Source organism: Rhizobium sp. GN54 (assembly GCF_021026345.1).
Taxonomy (GTDB): domain Bacteria; phylum Pseudomonadota; class Alphaproteobacteria; order Rhizobiales; family Rhizobiaceae; genus Mycoplana.
This window is the reverse complement of the sequence record NZ_JAJNCZ010000006.1, coordinates 90,992-109,619: the sequence shown is the minus strand read 5'-3', so window position 1 is coordinate 109,619 and position 18,628 is coordinate 90,992. Positions and strand designations below refer to the sequence as shown.

The 18,628-nt window shown below is 63.6% G+C and carries 16 protein-coding genes; 2 read left to right on the top strand and 14 right to left on the bottom strand.

Annotated features, from left to right (window positions below; translation table 11 throughout):
• Positions 1–233: 233 nt before the first annotated feature.
• Both LQK81_RS17015 and LQK81_RS17010 read left to right on the top strand, forming a co-directional pair.
• A complete protein-coding gene (locus tag LQK81_RS17015; protein WP_230807562.1) occupies positions 234–1,109 on the top strand; it encodes a sugar phosphate isomerase/epimerase family protein in 876 nt (291 codons plus the stop codon).
• A 38-nt stretch (positions 1,110–1,147) separates the two neighbouring features.
• Positions 1,148–2,245 (top strand): Gfo/Idh/MocA family protein, encoded by a 1,098-nt coding sequence (locus tag LQK81_RS17010; protein ID WP_230807561.1) that lies wholly within the window; start codon positions 1,148–1,150, stop codon positions 2,243–2,245.
• 236 nt (positions 2,246–2,481) lie between these two features.
• Here the strand turns inward: LQK81_RS17010 and LQK81_RS17005 are convergent, their stop codons facing one another.
• The 14 genes from LQK81_RS17005 to LQK81_RS16940 all read right to left on the bottom strand — a co-directional run bounded on the left by LQK81_RS17005 (position 2,482) and on the right by LQK81_RS16940 (position 18,623).
• Positions 2,482–3,231 carry a hypothetical protein gene (locus tag LQK81_RS17005; protein ID WP_230807560.1) on the bottom strand — a complete coding sequence of 250 codons (750 nt, stop codon included), beginning with the start codon at positions 3,229–3,231 and terminating at the stop codon, positions 2,482–2,484.
• 90 nt (positions 3,232–3,321) lie between these two features.
• The gene (locus LQK81_RS17000; RefSeq protein WP_230807559.1) at positions 3,322–3,840 is read right to left on the bottom strand and encodes a PTS sugar transporter subunit IIA; all 519 of its coding nucleotides are present in this window, start codon (positions 3,838–3,840) and stop codon (positions 3,322–3,324) included.
• A 417-nt stretch (positions 3,841–4,257) separates the two neighbouring features.
• Positions 4,258–7,098 (bottom strand): FAD-binding and (Fe-S)-binding domain-containing protein, encoded by a 2,841-nt coding sequence (locus LQK81_RS16995; protein ID WP_230807558.1) that lies wholly within the window; start codon positions 7,096–7,098, stop codon positions 4,258–4,260.
• Between the two features lie 127 nt (positions 7,099–7,225).
• On the bottom strand, positions 7,226–8,059 hold the full coding sequence (locus LQK81_RS16990; RefSeq protein ID WP_230807557.1) for a phosphoenolpyruvate hydrolase family protein: 834 nt from the start codon (positions 8,057–8,059) through the stop codon (positions 7,226–7,228).
• Between the two features lie 12 nt (positions 8,060–8,071).
• Positions 8,072–9,397, bottom strand: a complete 1,326-nt coding sequence (locus tag LQK81_RS16985; RefSeq protein WP_230807556.1) for a Tm-1-like ATP-binding domain-containing protein — start codon at positions 9,395–9,397, stop codon at positions 8,072–8,074.
• A 104-nt stretch (positions 9,398–9,501) separates the two neighbouring features.
• Positions 9,502–10,578 (bottom strand): ABC transporter ATP-binding protein, encoded by a 1,077-nt coding sequence (locus LQK81_RS16980; RefSeq protein ID WP_230807555.1) that lies wholly within the window; start codon positions 10,576–10,578, stop codon positions 9,502–9,504.
• A 30-nt stretch (positions 10,579–10,608) separates the two neighbouring features.
• On the bottom strand, positions 10,609–11,433 hold the full coding sequence (locus LQK81_RS16975) for a carbohydrate ABC transporter permease (RefSeq protein ID WP_230807554.1): 825 nt from the start codon (positions 11,431–11,433) through the stop codon (positions 10,609–10,611).
• On the bottom strand, positions 11,433–12,365 hold the full coding sequence (locus LQK81_RS16970) for a carbohydrate ABC transporter permease (RefSeq protein WP_230807553.1): 933 nt from the start codon (positions 12,363–12,365) through the stop codon (positions 11,433–11,435). Before LQK81_RS16970 ends, LQK81_RS16975 begins: the two co-directional genes overlap by 1 nt.
• Before the next feature lie 82 nt (positions 12,366–12,447).
• Positions 12,448–13,695 carry an extracellular solute-binding protein gene (locus LQK81_RS16965; protein WP_230807552.1) on the bottom strand — a complete coding sequence of 416 codons (1,248 nt, stop codon included), beginning with the start codon at positions 13,693–13,695 and terminating at the stop codon, positions 12,448–12,450.
• 88 nt (positions 13,696–13,783) lie between these two features.
• Complete coding sequence (locus tag LQK81_RS16960) at positions 13,784–14,416, bottom strand: cupin domain-containing protein (RefSeq protein WP_230807551.1); 633 nt, start codon at positions 14,414–14,416, stop codon at positions 13,784–13,786.
• A gap of 10 nt (positions 14,417–14,426) precedes the next feature.
• Complete coding sequence (locus tag LQK81_RS16955; RefSeq protein WP_230807550.1) at positions 14,427–15,176, bottom strand: SDR family NAD(P)-dependent oxidoreductase; 750 nt, start codon at positions 15,174–15,176, stop codon at positions 14,427–14,429.
• Between the two features lie 516 nt (positions 15,177–15,692).
• Complete coding sequence (locus LQK81_RS16950; protein WP_230807549.1) at positions 15,693–16,694, bottom strand: dipeptidase; 1,002 nt, start codon at positions 16,692–16,694, stop codon at positions 15,693–15,695.
• A 28-nt stretch (positions 16,695–16,722) separates the two neighbouring features.
• Entirely contained in the window at positions 16,723–17,790 is a 1,068-nt protein-coding gene (locus LQK81_RS16945) for an ABC transporter ATP-binding protein (RefSeq protein ID WP_230807548.1), read from the bottom strand.
• A 17-nt stretch (positions 17,791–17,807) separates the two neighbouring features.
• Entirely contained in the window at positions 17,808–18,623 is an 816-nt protein-coding gene (locus LQK81_RS16940; RefSeq protein WP_230807547.1) for an ABC transporter permease, read from the bottom strand.
• Between the last annotated feature and the right edge of the window lie 5 nt (positions 18,624–18,628).

The following is an 18,628-nucleotide window of genomic DNA, read 5'->3' as shown; positions in this document are numbered from 1 at the left end:
TGGCCGTTGGCCCGCACGGTCGATCAAGGACCCTCGCAGACACAGAGGCTGGAGAAGCCTGAGAAACAGGGAAATTTCAGACGCAAGCGCACTTTCAATTTCGCAATCCCTGCCACTCGGCAGCACGATCGCCATATCCGCGGAGGAACGGCAAGAAAAAATTACATCTTGACCTATCCTGTAAAGAAACCTAGGGATGACGCAATTCCGAAGGATGAGGAGACACGCGGGACATGCGGCTTGGAGGCGTGGCGGTCGGACCGCAAACGATAGCGGACGTCGGCGAATTCTGCGAGAAAGCCGACCGGCACGGCATTTCCGCCATCGTCGCCCCGAAAGCGATCGCCACCATGACCACCGAGGAAGCCCGTGCTTTCGGTGAAGCCGCGACGGCGGCCGGCCTCGTCATCGGCGAAACGGGCTTCTGGGAAAATCTCATCACCGAAGACCGCGACCTCCGGCAGGACCGGCTGGCGCGCCTCAGGATCGTGCTTGCAAATGCCGAGGCCATGGGCTGTCGTTCCGTGGCGATCCTTTCGGGCACGCGGCATCCCTCCGACAAGGCCTTTGCCGCCCATCCCTACATGTTCACCGACGCCTGCCGCAACGAGGTGCGCGAGGTGGTGCTCGCAGCGCTCGACGGGCTCGACCTTGGCAAGACCCGGCTCGGCCTCGAGCCCTATGCCCACAGTTTCTTCTACGGACCGGAGGCGGTTCGCGACTTCATCGATTGCGTCGATCATCCCCGCTTCGGCGTCCATCTCGACCAGGCGAACATGATCGCCCCCGGTGATTTCTTCGCGACCGGTCCGCTGATCGAAAAGACCTTCGCACTCCTCAAGCCCTACATCGTCAGTGTTCATCTGAAGGATCTCGCCTGGCCCGTCTCGCCGCTCGGGCTGAGATGGGAGGAGGTCGATCTTGGCGAGGGCAACATGGATTTCGACGCTTATTTTCGCCATGCCGCGACGCTCGATCCGGATATGACCTGCTTCTGCGAGCATTTTGCAAGCGAAGGGGATTACGCCCGCAATTTCGCCCACGCGCACAGGCTTGCCGCCCGTTCCGGACACACGTTCAGGCGGCGGCGCGAAACCACGACCGCCTGACCGCAGGCTGCCGCGACACAATCTCATCGGAGGAAATCATGACTGTTCGACTGGGTCTCATCGGCTGCGGCCGCATCTCGCATGCCCATGGCATAGCCGTCGGCCGGATCGGCGCGGACAAGGTCCGTTTCGTCGCCTGCAGCGACGTGCGCCAGGAGGCGGCCGACGCCTTCGCCAGGGCCTATGGCTGCGACAAGGCCTATGACGATGCCGCGCAGATGCTGGCTGAGGAAAAGCTTGACGCCGTCGTGCTCGCGACCTGGCCGGCGCAGCATCTCGAACAGGTCAAGATGTGCCTCGAGGCCGGCCACAGATTCATCCTGTGCGAAAAGGCGCTCGCCACGAGCGGCGAGGATGCCGTCAGGATTTGGGATCTGGCAAAGGCGCACGGCGCGACGATCGTCGAAGGCTTCATGTACCTGCATCACCCGATGATCGCGAAGCTGAACGACCTCGTCGAGAACGGCGAGATCGGCGAGATCGACTGGATCCGCAGTTGCTCGTCCTATTATTTTCCGGAGGTGGCGGCCGGCGATGATGCCACGCGAAGCTGGCGCTTCAAGAAGGAGACGGGCGGCGGCGTTCCATGGGATCTCGCCTGCTATACGGTCAATGCCGTCTCGACCTATGCCGGCCGGCTTCCGGAAAAGGTCTCCGCCATGGGCACGTTCAGCCCGAACTACGGCACCGTCAACCGCATCTTCGGCTCGATTGCCTATGAGGGCGGGCGGACAGGCGTTATCGAAAGCAGCGCAGGCGCCACCTTCAACCAGGCGCTCGAAATCCACGCCACCAAGCGCACGCTTCATCTCGAAACCGTTTTCACGCCGCCCGGCGACACGATCGTGCGGGAACTGACGACGCTGAAGCCGTCCCATATCCATGTGAAGGAACATGAAGTCGCAAGCCCGCTGCCGCTTCAGGACGACCTCCCCGCCTTCTATTGCTACCAGGCGCAGATGGAGAGCTTTTTCAAGGTGATTGCGGGTGCCGCGAAGCCGCTCCCCGCGCTCTCCCATTCGGTTGTGAACGTCATCACGATCGAGACGATGATCCGCAGCATGATCGAAGAGAAGACACTTGCCGTCGAGATCCCGGATCGCATCCGCGCCGCCTGGACAGCCGAACTGGCCTGACCGTGACGACGAGCATCGTCGCCGTCACGGCCCTGCCTGCGAATGGCGACGATGAAGACGCCCCACGGGATCGTCATCACCGGGTGAATCAGCGCCAAGGAGGCGATCCGTTTCGCCGGCATCGTCACGCAAGCCGGGTGTCAGTGGCAGGCGCGTAGAGCACACGGGATGACAGACCCCCGTGTCAGCTACAGGCGTCGTCGTGCCCCGCATCACCACCCATGCGGTGTGGCCGTTCAGGCCGGCAAGCCCCTGCCTTCGGGATGCCGTCCCGGTTTGGAATGCATGCCAGTGGGTCTCGCATCGACAGACCGAGGCAGGCCACCGCCCGCGAAATAGATGTGGTGAACGGCGTCGGCGCGGCCGCTGATCAGGCTGACGTCATCGCGACGCCATCGCCAGGGCAGTGCGTCCAGCCGATCCTCGAATTCGGCAGACACCGTTGCGGACCAGAAGGCGGCGATGCCGTCCGGCGCAAGGCGGCGATGGACGGCCTCAAGTCCGCTCTCGTCGTAGATCGCCTCATTGGTTTCCCGCACGGTGAAATCGGGGCCGTTGTCGGTATCCATGAGGATTACGTCATAGTCGCTGCCATTCCACTCCAGAAGGCGCTGCACGTCGACGATGCGAAGATCGACCCGACGGTCCCGCAACGGATGGCCAGCCAGATGGCCGATATGTTGCCGGTTCCAGTCGACGATTTCCGGCACGAGCTCGCAAACGGTCACTTCGGTATTTTCGCCGATCCAGTCGAGCGTCGCGCGCAGCGTGAAGCCCATGCCGAGGCCTCCGATCAGGACGCGGCGGACCGGACGTCCATGAAGCCGAAGGCTTCGCTCCGCCAGCATGGTTTCCGATCGGAAATTGATGTTGGACATCAGTTCCAGTCCGTTGAAACGGATTTCGTAGAGATCGCCCTTTCTGCGCAGGTTGATCTCGTCGCCGGCGGGGGTCGAGGCGCGAGCGAGTTCCGTCCATAAAGTCATGTCGTTTCCTTGCATTCTTGCTTGCCGGCGCACGCATTCGCGCGACGACCGGCGGTCCACAGTCGACTGGTCTTCCGGGCTGCCGCTGCTTTACGGGCGCGGCAACCCATAGACATGGCCGGCCGTGCGAACGAGAAGGGGCGCGGAGGACCGAAGAACGCAACTGCGGGCATGGAAAAGGCTACGAATGCGGCCGGGCGCGCCTGTCCCCCGCACCGCCTCAAGGACAGCGGGGTCGGAGAGAATCCGATTGGCCAGCAGGGAGAACCGGACGAAATCGCCGACCCTGTTCTGAGGCCATATCAGAGCCAGAACCACATCGACGCTGCGATGGTCCGGGGCATCGAAGTCGACGGGAGATGCCAGGCTGACGAGCGAGAGGGCGGGGCGAGGGCAGGTCCGCGATACGGCATGCGGCATGGCGATCCCCTTGCCGAGGGCGGTGGAGCCCAGGGCTTCGCTATGGGCGAGCGCATCCTTGACGTCCCCATAAGCCATGCCGGTCGTCTCCGCGAGCCTGTCGGCGGCAAGGGCGATTGCTGCCTCCTTGTGCGGCACGATGGCGGCCAGGGATATGTCCATGGCGAGAAACAGGTCATGATTGTCCAAAATGCTCTCCAGCGGGCGTCGGATAAGCGCCGGTCTGGTCCTGCAAACGAGCGTACGCTCACGCCGTTGAAGGCATGGCGAGGCCGATTTGCAAGGGGCAGGAGGACAGGCGCATGGATATCTTCCCTGGACGACCTCCCGCAAGGGAGGCGTCCAGGGTCAGAGGCCCGTGAGCAGACGAAGCTTGGGCTCGTGGTGGGTGCGCGGCATGTCCATGTGCAGGTTATCGTCCATTCGCACGGGGAAGTCAAATAATTGAAAAAAAAGAAAAATCACAGATTTCCGATTTTGCATGCCAGTGATCTCACATTTCCATCGGCTCCGCACTGAAATCGGTCACGACCGGGACGGGCCCGACGAAGCCGATCGCCGTCAGGAGGATGAAGTCGGCAACGCGCATGTCGCGCTTCCCGGCCCCTATCGACCAGATGCCTGCCGGGCCATTGCGATCAGTGCCATCGGATGACGCCCCCGCTTTCCCGCGAGCCGTTTGACCTGGCAGCGGCAGGAGAAGCCTGTCGCATAGACCGCGTCTTCGGCCTCGACGGGCTTGCGCCAGGACATGTCGAACAGTTGCCGCGACCAGTCCTGATGGCGCGCCTCATGGCCGAACAGGCCCGACATGCCGCAACAGCCGGTATCGGGCACATTTGCCGCAATGCCGAACCGGGCAAGCGCCTCGATCCAGTCACGGCCAGAGCGCGGCCGGATCGACTTTTCCGTGCAGTGCAGGAAGACCGTCGCTTGTGTGACGGGTTGCGCAGATGCCGCAGGCGGGGCGTGCCGGAGAAGGAATTCCTCAAGTGCAAGCACCTCCGGCAACGCGCCGAGACCGAGCTTCGCAATCTCGCTTCGAAACATGTAGACGAGGGCCGGGTCGGTCCCGACCACCGGCAGCCCCTGCGCCGCCTCGCGTCCTGCGACGTCCACGACGGCCCTCGCCTGTCGCACGAAACGGCGCCGATCGCCTTTCACATGCGCCGCTTTGCCCGATGGCGTCAGCGGCAAGGCGACCGGTCGAAAGCCGAGCGCGCGGAGGCCATCGGCGATGTCCTTGATGGCCGCCATGTCGAAGAGGGTCGAAAAGGGATCGAGAAGAAGAAAGACATCCCTCTCCCTCGCATGCTCGGGCGGAAGGAGAGCGAGCCCGGCAGATTGAAGGCGCTGGCCACTCGGCTCCGGCGCATCGACTATGCCGAGGCGGCGCGTTACCGGGCCATAGAACGGCAGCCGCGCCAACAGGCCCAGCAGGGGGGCGAACCGCAGAAGGTACGGCGAAAGCGCTTCCAGCCAGATGGCGGCATGGTCGGCAAGTCGACGCGGCACGCGCTTGTGGTAGTCCTCGAGAAAACGCGACTTCATCTCCGGAATGTCGACATGCGTCGGGCAGGCGCCGGCGCAGGACTTGCAGCCGAGGCACCCGTCAAGCGCGGCGTGGAGATCCGCTTCCAGCCCATGATCTTCACGGCCACCGGCTTTCAGTTCCCGCCAGGCCCGCAGCGCTTCGGCCCGCCCCTTCGGCGAATGGCGAAGCTCCGCGCTCACCTTGAAGGAAGGACACATCGGCGTCCTGGCCGCATAGTTCAGGCAGAGCGCATTGCCGTTGCAGGCATAGGCATCGCGAAAGCCGTCTTCCGCCATTGTTCTCGTCGCGCGAAAGGGCGTCGTCTCGATGCCATAGAGAGGCACGTCCAGTGAAACCAGCTTGCCGGGATTGAAGCGGCCCGCCGGATCGAAGGCGCGCTTGACGCGCTGGAACGCCTTGAACGCCTCCTCCCCGACAAAATCCCTCAGATAGGCACCGCGAATGCCTTTGCCGTGTTCGCCCCAAAAGATCCCTCCGTGGCGCTTGGCCGCCCGATACACCGCGTCGGAGACCTGCTTGTAGAGACTGCGATCCCCTGGTTCGGCGACATCCAGCGCCGGGCGTGTATGGAGGCACCCGACATCGGCATGGCCATATATGCCGTAGCGCAAGCCATGGCCTTCGAGGATTGCAGTAAAATCCGCAACGAAGGCCGAAAGGTTCTCCGGCGGCACCACGCAATCCTCGACGAAGGAAATGGGCTTTCGATCCCCGGCAATGGCGCCGAGCAGCCCGACGCTTGCCGCACGCACCGACCAGAGTTCAGCCATTTCCGCCGCGTCGGATGCTCGATGCGCACCTCGATAGCCCGGAATGCCCTGTGCGATGGCGACGCACAAATCAGCTTTCGCCTCAACCCCGGCCAGATCGTCGCCGGCAAATTCCACGAAGGCATAGACAGGGCGGCTGCCGCCGTCCCCTCTCAGCGCCGACGGCAGCTTGTCGAGCAGACCGGCCGCGTCGGCGAGCCCCTGCACCCACTCATCCATGACCTCGATCGCGATCGGATCGGTGACGAGAAGTGCATGGGTGGCATCCAGCACCCGGGCGAAGCTGTCGAAACCCACGACGAGCAGAACGCTCTGCTTGGCCCGTGGCACGAGCCGGAGCCGGACGCGGGTGACAAGTCCCAGAATACCCTCGGCGCCGATCGGCAGCCGCCACCATTCGAGCGTCTGGGGCGTCGGGCGCGCCCGCTCGAGGTCGAGCCCGGAAAAGCGGCGGGAGAGCCTCGGCACATGGTCGAGAAGTGGTTGCCGCCCGCTGTCGCAGGCCGAGGCGACCTCCGCCAGCATTGTGGCGGCCCAGGCAGGCGGCGGGTCCGCGCTTGCAAGGAGCCGGCCTCCTGCGAGGGCGAGATCGAGGCCGCGCACATTGTCGCCGGTCTTGCCATGGATCCGCGAGCCCTTGCCGGACGCGTCCGTCGCCACCATGCCGCCGATCGTGCAGCGGTTCGCAGTCGATGTGGTGGGCGCGAAGAACAGGCCGCTCGCAGCGATCTGTTCGTTGAGATCGTCGAGCACGATGCCCGGCTCCACCTCGACCCACCCCTCCTCGAGATTGAGATCGAGCACGCGATGCATATGCCGGCGGAAATCGACGATGATGCCGTGGTTGAGCGATTGGCCGTTCGTACCCGTCCCGCCACCGCGCGCGGTGATGGCCAGGTGTCCGAACGGCGTTTCGTCGAGCACCTTCAGGAGCAGGCAGACATCTGCCGCATCGCGCGGCGCGATGATTGCGCCAGGCATGATCTGATAGACGCTGTTGTCCGTGGAGGCCGCCGCGCGCGAGGCCGCATCGATCGCGATGTCACCGCGAAATCCTGCTGCGAGCAGCCGGCGCCTGAGCGATTCCAGCAACAGGCGAGGCGCGTCGGTCGGTGTGGGCATCGGACGCGATCCGCCGATTTCAGGGCGCATGGCAAGCCTCGAACGGTTGGAAAGCCGCGCCCCTTCCTTTGAGGGGCGCGGCCGAAGGGCCTTGGGAGGCGGGTTGCTTTCGATGCCGCCGGATCGTTTACGGCAGCACGATCTCCTTGAACCGCGTCGTCACATCTCTGACGGCGGGCTCGACGGGAATGCGCTCGATACTGGAGGCCCCGACGAAGCCGACGGCGCCGGTCTTCGCCGCGATCTGCGCCGCGTCGTCCGGCGTGATGATCGGCCCGCCATGGGAAAGCAGCACGGTCTTGTCGTTGACCGAGCGGATCGCATCGAACATCGCCTGCAGGTCCGCAGCAGCCGCATCGATGCCGATCGCCTGCGTCGCGCCGACATCGCCGCCCGCCGTCAGTCCGACATGGCCTGCGATCATGTCGACGCCCGCCTTCGCCATCATCGCCGCCTCGTGCGGGGTATAGACATAGGCGACGGTATACATGTCGTTGTCGATTGCGCGGGACATCAGATCCACCTCGCGCTGGAACGATATGCCGACGGATTCGAGGTCCCGACGATAGGTTCCGTCGATACGGCCGATCGTTGGCACGTTGATGATGCCGGAGCAGCCGGCGGCCTTGACCTGGTTGATCGAGGTCTGGTGGTCGCGCGTCGGATCATGCGCATAGATGCCGCCGATGAGCGGCACCTTCTTCACGACGGGAACGATCTGCCGAGCGAGGTCGAGCACGGTGTCATTGGCATTGCCGACGGGAAGCGTGCCATAGATGCTCGCCCAGCCATTCATGCGGTAGAAACCGGTATTGTAGACGGCGATCAGGTCGACGCCCGCCTTTTCGACGAGACGCGCGATGAGCCCGATGCCTGCTCCCTGCATCAACACGAAACGCTTCGCGTCGATCTCGGTCTGGATGCGGGCGATAACCTCGCCCCGCGTATACTGCATTGCCATGTCTGGTCCTCGTTATTCGGCATCCGCGAGATAGGCCAGCATGCGGTCTGCCGCCTGCCTCACGAAGCGTGGATCGTTGATGTGAAGGTCGAGTTCGACGACGTCGATCTCCGGCCGCGACGCGACGACCTTTTTCAGGCCGGTCGCAAAGGCGTCGCTCGCCTTCGGGTCGTGGAAGGCGGAGCCGGGCCGATCGTAGGAGGAGAAGCCGCCCATCGGCAGGAAAACCGAAATGGGGCCGCGCGCATGGACGAGCTTGCCGCCGATCCAGTCGCCGACGCGCCGTGCCTCGTCCGCATTGACCCGCAGCAGCGTGCTCGCCGGCGTATGGGTGATGAGCTGGCGATGACGATAGCGTTCCGGCACGGTCTCGAGCCCGCCGAAATTGACGAGATCGACCGCGCCGGGCACGACGACCTGCGGGATACCCGCCTTGCCCGCCGCGTCGAGACGTCCGGGACCGGCGCTGCGCAGGCCGCCCAGCACCTCGTCGGACACCTCGGTGGTTGCGAGGTCGAAGGAGGCGGCAATGCGCCCCTGCGCGATCAGGTCCTCGAGCGCTATGCCGCCGGGTCCGCGCGCATGGAACACGTAGGTGCCGAAGCCTTGGGACTTGAAATGGTCGTCGGCCGCTTCCGCCGCCTCGGTCGTGGCGCCCACGGCCGTCATGCCGATGATGCGCCGCCCGTCATCCTCCCGCCAGAAGACGATGGGTAGCATCGCGGCCATGGCCGCCGCCGCCCGCTCCAGGCTGGCCTCAAGCGGCGCGTTGAGGCCGATGAAGTCGACGACCGTATGGACGAGGACGACGTCGCTGCCCTCGACGAAGGGCTTGGTGTCGCCGGAGGCCGCCGTCGAGACGAGGATCTTCGGCACCCCGTAGCGTAGAACCCGGAAAGCCCGACCGGCAAGGGCCGCGTTGGTGCCACCGCCGAGTCCGATGAAGCCCCGAAGCAGGCCCCTCGATTGAAGCTCGCCGACGCAGCGCTCCAGTCCGTTCAGCATCTGCACGAGGGCCGGCGCCCGTTCCGGCCAGCTGCGCACCGTCGCCATGTCGGTTCCCGCGAATTCCGCAATGGTCTCCGCCGCTATATCGATGCGGTGGATGCCGGCCGGGCGTATGCCGCAATCGACAACGATGACGGCGGTGCCGCGCCCCTCCAGTTGGGCTCTCAGGAAATCGACCTGCTCACCCTTGGTGTCCATCGTCGCCGCGATGACGACCCCGGGCTTCAGCCCGGCAAACGGCGAGCGGCCGGTCGAGGCGACATCCCCTGCCCCCGCCTTTCCGGATACGGCGTCCGTCTTGGATGCAAATGTCTGGTCGCCGTAACTCAATGGAAACTCCTGCTGTCACTGTCGGCATGCACGTGTCTGCACGGTAGCATGATTTGCAGATCTGTAAATTTAAAATTACAGGATTTGCGAACTTGATAATTCGTTCAGGCCGCCCGGCCGAGCGTCGTCACCTCCAGGCGCCGTCCGCTCGTCGCGTCGAAAAGATGGATGCGGTCCAGCCTGGGGGTCAGCGAAAGCGTCTCCCCCGGCACGACTGCAGGCCCTTCCCGGAGGGCAACGACGATCGGCTGGCCGCCGAGCTTGCCGAAGATTTGCGTTTCCGGCCCTGTCGGCTCGACGACGTGGACATCGATCGCAACGCCCACGTCATCGACAGTCAAATGCTCCGGCCGGATGCCATAGACGATCTTGCCCGAAAGCGTCTGGTGCCCCTCCGGTAGCGGCAGCACGGTCCCGTCCGTTGTTACAAACTGCCCGCCTTTCGCCTCGCCCTCGAAGAAGTTCATGCCAGGCGAACCGATGAAGCCGGCGACGAAGAGATTGGCCGGCCGGTCGTAGAGGTCGAGCGGCGTGCCGATCTGCTCGATCCCGCCCTCCTTCATCACGACGATGCGGTCGGCCATGGTCATGGCCTCGATCTGGTCGTGCGTGACGTAGATCGTCGTGGTCTTCAGCCGCTGGTGCAGTTCCTTGATCTCGGTGCGCATCTGGACGCGGAGCTTGGCATCAAGGTTGGAGAGCGGCTCGTCGAAGAGAAAGACCTGTGGATCGCGCACGATGGCGCGGCCCATGGCGACGCGCTGGCGCTGGCCGCCGGAGAGCTGCTTCGGGTAGCGGTCGAGCAGCGCGCCGAGGCTCAGGATCTCCGCCGCACGATCGACCCGGCGCGCGATCTCGGCCTTGTCGGTCCGGTTCAGCGTCAGGGCGAAGGCCATGTTTTCGCGCACGGTCATGTGCGGGTAGAGCGCGTAGTTCTGGAAGACCATCGCGATGTTGCGCGCCTTGGGCTCGATGTCGTTGACGACCGTGGCGCCGATCAGCACATCGCCATCGGTAATGTCCTCAAGGCCGGCGATCATGCGCAGCAGCGTCGACTTCCCGCAGCCCGAGGGGCCCACGAGGATGACGAATTCGCCATCGGCGATCTCGATGTCGACGCCCTTCATGACGGAGAGCGCGCCGTAGGATTTCTGTACGTTGCGGATGGTAACGGAAGCCATGGGGAAAGTCCTTCTGACGACAGGCCGGGCTCAGCCCTTGACGGCGCCGGCGGCCATGCCGCGAACGAGGTGGCGCTGCATGAACAGCATGAAGATGAGGATCGGCAGCATGATGCCGATGGCAGCGGCGGCCGAGAGCGACCAGTAGGTGATGTCTTCCGCGCCATATTCGGCGATCGCGACAGGCATGGTCTTGGTGCCCTGCCGTGTGAGCACGAGCGCCAGCAGGAACTCGTTATAGGCGAGCAGCAGCGAGAAGAGCACGGTGACCCAGAGGCCCGGCTTGACGATAGGCAGCGCTACGCGGCGGAAGGTCTGCCACGGCGTGCAGCCGTCCATGACGGCGGAATCGTAGAGTTCGCCTGGCACTTCCGCGAAGAAGCTGCGCATCAGCCAGATCGTGAAGGGCTGGTTCAGCGCCACGATCGCCATGACCATTGCGGGATAGGTGTCGATCATATCGAGCGCCTGGGCGATGACGAAGAAGGGGATGGCGAGCAGGATATGCGGAAACGTGCGCATGGCGAGCAGGCTGAAAAGCAGCCCGTTCGCCGCCTTCGACTGGAGGCGCGAGAGGGCATAGGCTGCCATCGAACCGATCGACACCGAGATGGTGACGGCGAAGATCGAGACGATCGCCGTGTTGATCAGGAAGCGCCAGAACCCCTTGTCGACCCAGATTTCCCAGTGGAACTGAAAGGTCGGCTCAAAGATCAGCTTGGGCGGCACCGCGAAGGCATCGACGGGCTGGCGGATCGAGGTGAGAAAACCCCAGGCGACCGGCGTCAGGTTCACGATACAGAAGAGCAGGAGCACGATGAAGAGCGGCACTTGCTTCATGAGCGACGGTCTCATTACAGATCTCCTTTGCGGCGGAACACCGCCCAGAGCATGCCGGCGGTGATGCAGGCGACGAAAAGAAGCGTGATGACGCCGAGTGCCGAGGCCTTGCCCACATCGAAGAAGCGGAAGGCGAGCGCATAGGTGTACATGGTCAGCGTCTCGGTCGCCGTTCCCGGACCGCCCGCCGTCAATACGTAGATCGTGTCGAAGAACCGGAACGCATCCATGAAGCGGATCGCCAGCACGAAGACGATGAGGAATTTCAGCGCGGGCAGCATGATCCGGAAGAGGATCGTCAGCGGGCCGGCCCCGTCCATTTTCGCCGCCTCGATCGTGCTGGTATCGACCGTGTTGAGGCCGGCATAAAGCGTCAGCACCATGAACGGCGTGAACTGCCAGGCATCCGCGAGAACGACCGTGAACTGCGCCCAGCCGGCGCTGCCGAGAAAATCCGGCGGATAGAAGCCGAGGCCCATGATCGTGCCGCTGATCAGCCCGAACCGGCCCATCAGCATCCAGCGCAGGAAGAGCGCAGCCACCGTCGGCGTGATGACATAGGGTATGAAGACGAGCATCAGCAGCGATTTCGCACCGAAGGTCAGCTTGTAGAGGCCATAGGCAATCGCCAGCCCGAGACAAAATTCGAGCCCGACGGCGGATGTCACGATGAAGACCGTGCGGATGAGCGAGGACCAGAACCGCTCCTCGCCGAACAGCGCCTGATAGTTGGCGAGACCGACGAATTCCGTCGTCGGCGCCGTCAGGTTGAAATTGGTGAAGCTCAGATAGACGGCATAGCCGAGTGGCACGAGCAGCACGCAGGATATGACGAGAAGGCTCGGCACGAGAAAGACCCAGAGCGCACCCTCCCGGGTCCGGCGGCTTCGCCGGCGCGGGACGGGGCTGGCCGCGCCGCCGCCCTTGCTTTCGATTTTCTGCATCATGTTCATGACCTGCCGACCCTGATCCGTGGCATCCGCCGACCGGGGACGGCGAGCCGAAGCCCGCCTCCCTGGTCGCCGGGCGTTACTTGTAGTAGCCCGCCTGGGCGAGGTGGTTGCGCGTCTCTTCGGCAGCCGTGTTCAGAGCCGCCGCGACCTCCATCTCGCCGGCGACCGCCTGCAGGATGCGGCGGCGGATGAACTCGCCGACGGCGAAGAATTCCGGGATCTTCGGGAAGGGAACCGCAGTGCTGATCGCCTCCATGCCGGCCGGGTAGTGGCGGTACTTCTTCTGCACCTCCGGATCGGCGAGGATCGAGACGCGCGGCACCATGGTGAAGCCGGTGGCGCCCCGCATGCTCTGGTCGCTCGCAGCCTGGCAGACCATGCGGAAGAGCGTGTCGGGATCCTGCGTGGAGAAGGCGGAGATCGCATAGCCGTCGAGCGCGAGGCGGCCGTGGCCCTGCGGCGGGGCGACGAAATCGACCTTGCCGACGACGGCCGACTTTTCCGGATTGTCCATGGCGGTGGCGCGCGTCGTCCAGGAGAGGCCCATCGTGGCGATGTCCTGCTGCATGGCGATCGTGCACTCGTCGTTGTGAGCGTTCATGAAGCCTTGCTGCGCATATTGCGTGGCCTCCTTGAGACGCGTGATCGCGTGGATGCCCTTCTCGTTGTTGAAGACGGGCTCCCACTTGTCGTCGAACCAACCGTCGCCCAATGCATTGATGTACCAGTGTGATTCCCCGAGCGCGCTGTCCCCGCGCAGGCAGCTGATCGTGCCCGAGCGCATCGGCGAGTTCAGCTCGGAGGCAAGCCCGATATAGTCGTCGATCGTCTTCGGCGGCTGCTTGCCCGCCTCGTCCAGCACATCCTTGCGGTAGAAGAACAGGTGCGAGATCGAGGTCAGCGGCATGCCGTAGATCTTGCCCTCATAGGTGAAATGCTTGAGGACGTCCGGATTGATGTCCTTGAGATTGAACTCGTCGGAGTATTTTTCCCAGAGATCGTTCAGCGGACGCAGCCAGCCGCTCCGCATGAAGCCGGTCATGCTCTCGTTCACGTACATGACGTCGATGCTGTTCGACTTCGACGACAGCGCAATGTTCATCAGCTCGAAGGCCTTGTCGAAAGGCATGAGCTGCTGGTTGACATTGCCCTCCGGTGCGGCGGCCGAGAACTGCTGCGCATAATATTCGAGCGCTGGATAGCGGTGGCTGACCAGCTGGATCGGTGCTGCAGCCTGCGCCGTGCGCCAGAGCGCCGGTGTCGCCAGCGATGCAACGGCGGCACCCGTGCCGGCCGCCACGAAAGAACGTCTTGTGAGTTTCATGCCCTGCTCCTCCCATTGGACAAAGACTGTCCGTTCGCATCCCCGACCGTCGGCGATGCGCTCATGAATGCCGATGCTGTCTTCTTTTTCAGACCCGCGCCGGATCCGGCACGGCCTTGCCGTGCTTGTGGTTCCAGAGATGGCCGATGCGCTTTTCGCCCGTCACCGTGGTCTCGAGATAGACCGCCTTGAAGGGCGCATGGACGATCGGAATATCGTGGTGGTGCCCCTTGCCGGTCGCGACGCAATCGCCCCGGCGGACCACGAATTCCTTGTCGCCGATCCGGACCACGCCGGAGCCTTCCAGCACGATCCAGTATTCGTCATAGTCGTGGTAATGGCTGTCGATCCCCGTCAGCTTCGGATAGCTGACGGGATCGCCGACATTCTTCGGCCCGTCACCGGGATTGACCCGGAAAACGCCGCAGCCGCCGATGTCCTTGCCCCAGGTGCCGGAAAGCCGCATGAAGCTCGCCGGACGGCCATGAGCCCGCAACGTATAGGTTTCCGCATCCGCCGGAATGGCGAGGAACTGCCCTTCGGCAAGCGCCATGGAGCCGGCGCTGCTTTCGACCTGCCCGGTACCATAGACGGCAATCACGATTTCCCGGCACGTCCCACGCGTGACCGAGACCGTGTCGCCCGCGCCGAGCTCGGTGAGATCGAACTCCCGAAGTTCGCACCAGGCGGGGACCGCATCTTCCCTGCGATAGACTGGCATCGGCCCCTCCTCAAGTGATGGCGAGACCGCCGTTGGGGCTGACAACCTGACCCGTCATGTAGTCGGAATCGGGCGATGCGAGGAAGACGATGACGCCCGCCATGTCCTCCGCCGTGCCCCAGCGGGCAAGCGGAATGTCCTTGGCGCGTTCGGTGAAATACTCCGGCGCGAGGCGGTTGGTCGTCATCGGCGTGATGGTCGGCCCGGGCGCGATCGCATTGACGAGGATGCCGTGCTTGGCGAGTTCCTTCGCCCAGCCCTTCGTCATCGCGGCGATTGCGCCCTTGGCGGCATTGTAGGTCGTCGCCATCGGATTGCCGACCGTGCCGGAGATCGAGGAGACATTGACGATCTTGCCGCCGCCGCGCGTCTTCATGCCGGGGACGACAGCCTGGGTCGCGAAAAGCGTGCCCTTGGCATGGGTCATGATCGACTTCTCGAACATGTCCTCCGTCACGTCCTCCAGTGAACAGAAATCGCTCGTGATGCCGGCATTATTGACAAGTATGTCAATCGGACCGAGGACTTGTTCGGCCTTCGCGATGGCACTCTGCGTGGCCGCCACGTCCGAAACATCGCTGATGAAGACATCGGCAACACCGCCTGCCGCCGCAATCGCCTCGACCGTGTCGCGCGCCGCCGATTCCGACCGGTCATGCACCGCAACCTTCGCGCCCTCAGCCGCCAGCCGTAGCGCCGTTGCGCGCCCGATACCCGATCCCGCGCCCGTAATGAACGCCACCTTCCCTGCAAATCTCAAGTCGCTCTCCACCCATGTCACGCCCGCTTGCAGACGTCATTACAAGATGAGCGAAAGATATCCAGAATTACAGATGTGTCAACTTGAAATTACAGTTCTGTAAATTCCATTTCAGCATGACCCGAGGGACCGACCGTCCGCCGCTGAGACGTCCAACACGACAAGTGGACATAAGCGTCCTTGCCGGCAAGGCCGGAACCAGCCCCGAAGCAGATCTGTCCTGCCTAGAAATCCCAGCCTTCATCAGGGGCGTTGTGGCCCAGAGCCCTTCGCCCCGTTTACGGGGAGAAGGGCCGGCAGGCGGATAAGAGGCAATCGCGGGCTCCGGGCTCAAACCAAAGCGCACGACACGCAGCCCTGCACTTCCGTGCCGGAAAGCGCCATCTGGCGAAGGCGGATGGCGTAGGTGGTCTTGGATTCAACCCGCTCCTGGCGCAATCAAATCGTCCTGCCTTGTCGCTGGCGACGCGATGGGTTCTGCAACGATAATGTCGGCCGAGCGGCGGGATCACACGACTAGCTTTCCCAAACGGACTTGAGCAATCGGAGCCAGTTTCCTCCCATGACCTTCTCGATGCGGCTTGATGTCCAGCCGCGACGAAGCATGCATTGGGTCAGGGACGGCGTCTCTCCGATCGTACGGATGCCCAGCGGGTTCGAGATCGTGCCGAAGTCGGTCAGGCGGCGGGCGTAGCCCTTGTCGTGGGTGATCCAGTCGAAGAATTCCTGGCTGTGTCCCTGCGTGAAGTCCGTACCGTAGCCGACATTATCCTCTCCGCAGATGTTGATGACGTATTCCATCGCCTCGACATAGTCTTCGACGGTGGCATCGACGCCGCGCTTGAGGAACGGCGTGAACATCGTCACGCCAACGAACCCGCCGCGCTCGACGATGAAGCGAAGCTCCTCGTCGGTCTTGTTGCGCGGATGGGGCTTCAGTCCCGCCGGCAGGCAATGCGAATAGGCGACCGGCTGGCTGGAGGCCATGATGATATCGCGGCTGCTTTGCGAGCCCACATGCGACAGGTCGCACAGGATGCCGAGCCTGTTCATCTCGGCGACCACCTCGCGGCCGAAATCCGACAGCCCGCCGTCCCTTTCCTCGTAGCATCCCGTCGCGACGAGGTTCTGCGTGTTGTAGGCCATCTGGATGATGCCGACGCCCAGCTCCTTGAAGAGCGAGAGGTAGCCGATCTGGTCTTCGATGCCGGATATGTTCTGCCAGCCGAGAATGATGCCGGTCTTTCCTTCCGCCTTCGCGCGGCGGATGTCGTCAGTGGTATAGACCTGCGTGATGAGGTCGGAATGCTCGTGCAGCCAGCTCTTCCAGCGCATGACATTGCGCATCGTCTCGGTGAAGTTTTCCCAGATGCAGCAGGTGCAGTTGACGGCGGTGAGCCCGCCACGCCGCATGTCCTCGAAGATGTCGCGCCCGAAGTCGGACACGATCAGGCCGTCGATGACCGTCAGGTTCCGGTGGAGCGCCTGGGCGTCAGGCATGGTCGTCAGATGTTCCATTGCTTTTTCCAGTGTCGGTTATGCGTGATCAGACTTCGGGAACGAGGACGCCGGATGCATACGGCCAGAACAGCCGGACCTCGGTTCCGATCGGGATGGCATCCGGTCCACCGAGCCCGGGAGCGGCCGTCCGCGCCGTGAGGAACGTCGAGGTGCCGAGGCGCACCCGGTATTCGAGAGAGGCGCCGTGATACGTCACGATCTCGACGGTGCCGGGCAGGCTGTTGAAGGCGCCGACCGGAGCGTCCTTGCCGATCCCGATCGATTCCGGGCGCAGCGCCAGTACGCACAATCCGTGGTATCTCTTCTGGCCGTCGAGATGGACGGTCGTTCCGTCCTCGAGTTCGAACCGTCCGGGACCGTTCATCCTGCCGGGCAGGAGGTTGGGGATGCCCATGAATTCTGCCGCGAACCTGGATGCCGGCTGGTCGTAGATCTCGTCGGGTGCGCCGACCTGTTCCACGCGCCCCTGACGCATCAGCACCATCCTGTCGGCGGTGCTCATGGCCTCGTCCTGGTCGTGGGTCACGAAGATCGTCGTCAGGCCGAGGGACTGCTGCAACTGGCGAATCTCGATCTTCATTTCCTGGCGCAGCGTGGCGTCCAGATTGGAAAGGGGTTCATCGAGGAGAAGCACGTCCGGCTCGATCACCAGCGCCCGCGCAAGCGCGACGCGCTGCTGCTGGCCGCCGGAAAGCTGCTTCGGAAGGCGGTCGGCGAAGCTGGAGAGACGCACGCGCGCGAGCGCCTGTGCGACCTTGCCGCTGATGTCCGATTTGGAGAGCTTCCGCATTTCCAGACCGAACGCCACGTTCTCCGCAACGGTCATGTGCGGAAAGAGCGCGTAGTTCTGGAACACGAAGCCCATATTGCGCCGATTGGGCGGCAGGGCCGTGACGTCACGGCCGCCGACGGAAATCCGCCCGGAAGTGATGTCGACGAAACCTCCGATCATCCTGAGCGTCGTCGTCTTGCCGCAGCCCGAAGGCCCGAGCAGCGCCACCAGTTCGCCAGGACTGATGTGCATGGACATGTTCTCGACCGCGACGCTCGAACCGTAGTGCTTGGCGACGTCTTGAAGGATCACTTCGGGCATGGTTCGGTTCCTCTCGCTTAGAAAGCGCGGTTGAGCTTGGCGTACCGGTCGGTGACCAGCAGGAGCACTGTGATCAGCACGATCTGAACGGTCGCGACCGCGCCGATCGTCGAATCCAGGTTCCATTCGAGGTAGTTGATCAAGGCGATCTGCAGGGTCGTCTTGCCGGGGCCGACCAGGAAGATCGATTTCTCGAGGTCGATGAAGGACACGACGAAGGAGAACAGGGCGCCCGCGATGATGCCCGGCTTGATGATCGGCAAGGTGATACGGAAGAAGACGGTCATCGCCGAAGCGCCGAGACTATAGGCGGCCTCCTCGACGGAACGGTTCATGCCGATGAGGGAGGTCGACACCAGGCGCACCGTCCATGGCAGGGCGATCAAGGCATGGGCGATGATGAGACCCGGCGCGGTTCCGGCGATCTGCACGCCCGTCAGCATCTCGATCTCAAGGAAGAAGACGAAGAGCGCGCTGCCGCCCACGATGCCCGGAACGATCATCGGCGACATCAGGATGTTGGTGATGATCTCGCGACCCGGAAAATTGTAGCGCACCAGCGCGAGGCTCGCCGGGACGCCGAGGACGAGGCTCGTCGCCATCGCGATCAGGCTCGTCTCAAAACTGACGATGAAGCCTTCGCGAAACTCCTGCGCCGCAAACGCCCGGGCATACCAGTCGAAGGTGTAACCCTGCGGCGGGAAGGCGAGAATCTTGTTGGAAAAGAAGCTCATCCAGATCACGCCGACAAGCGGCAGGACGATGAAGCCGAGGATGACGGCGCTCATGGCGCCATAGGCAAAGCGGATGCCGGTCGACGTGTTGGTGGTCATGCCTC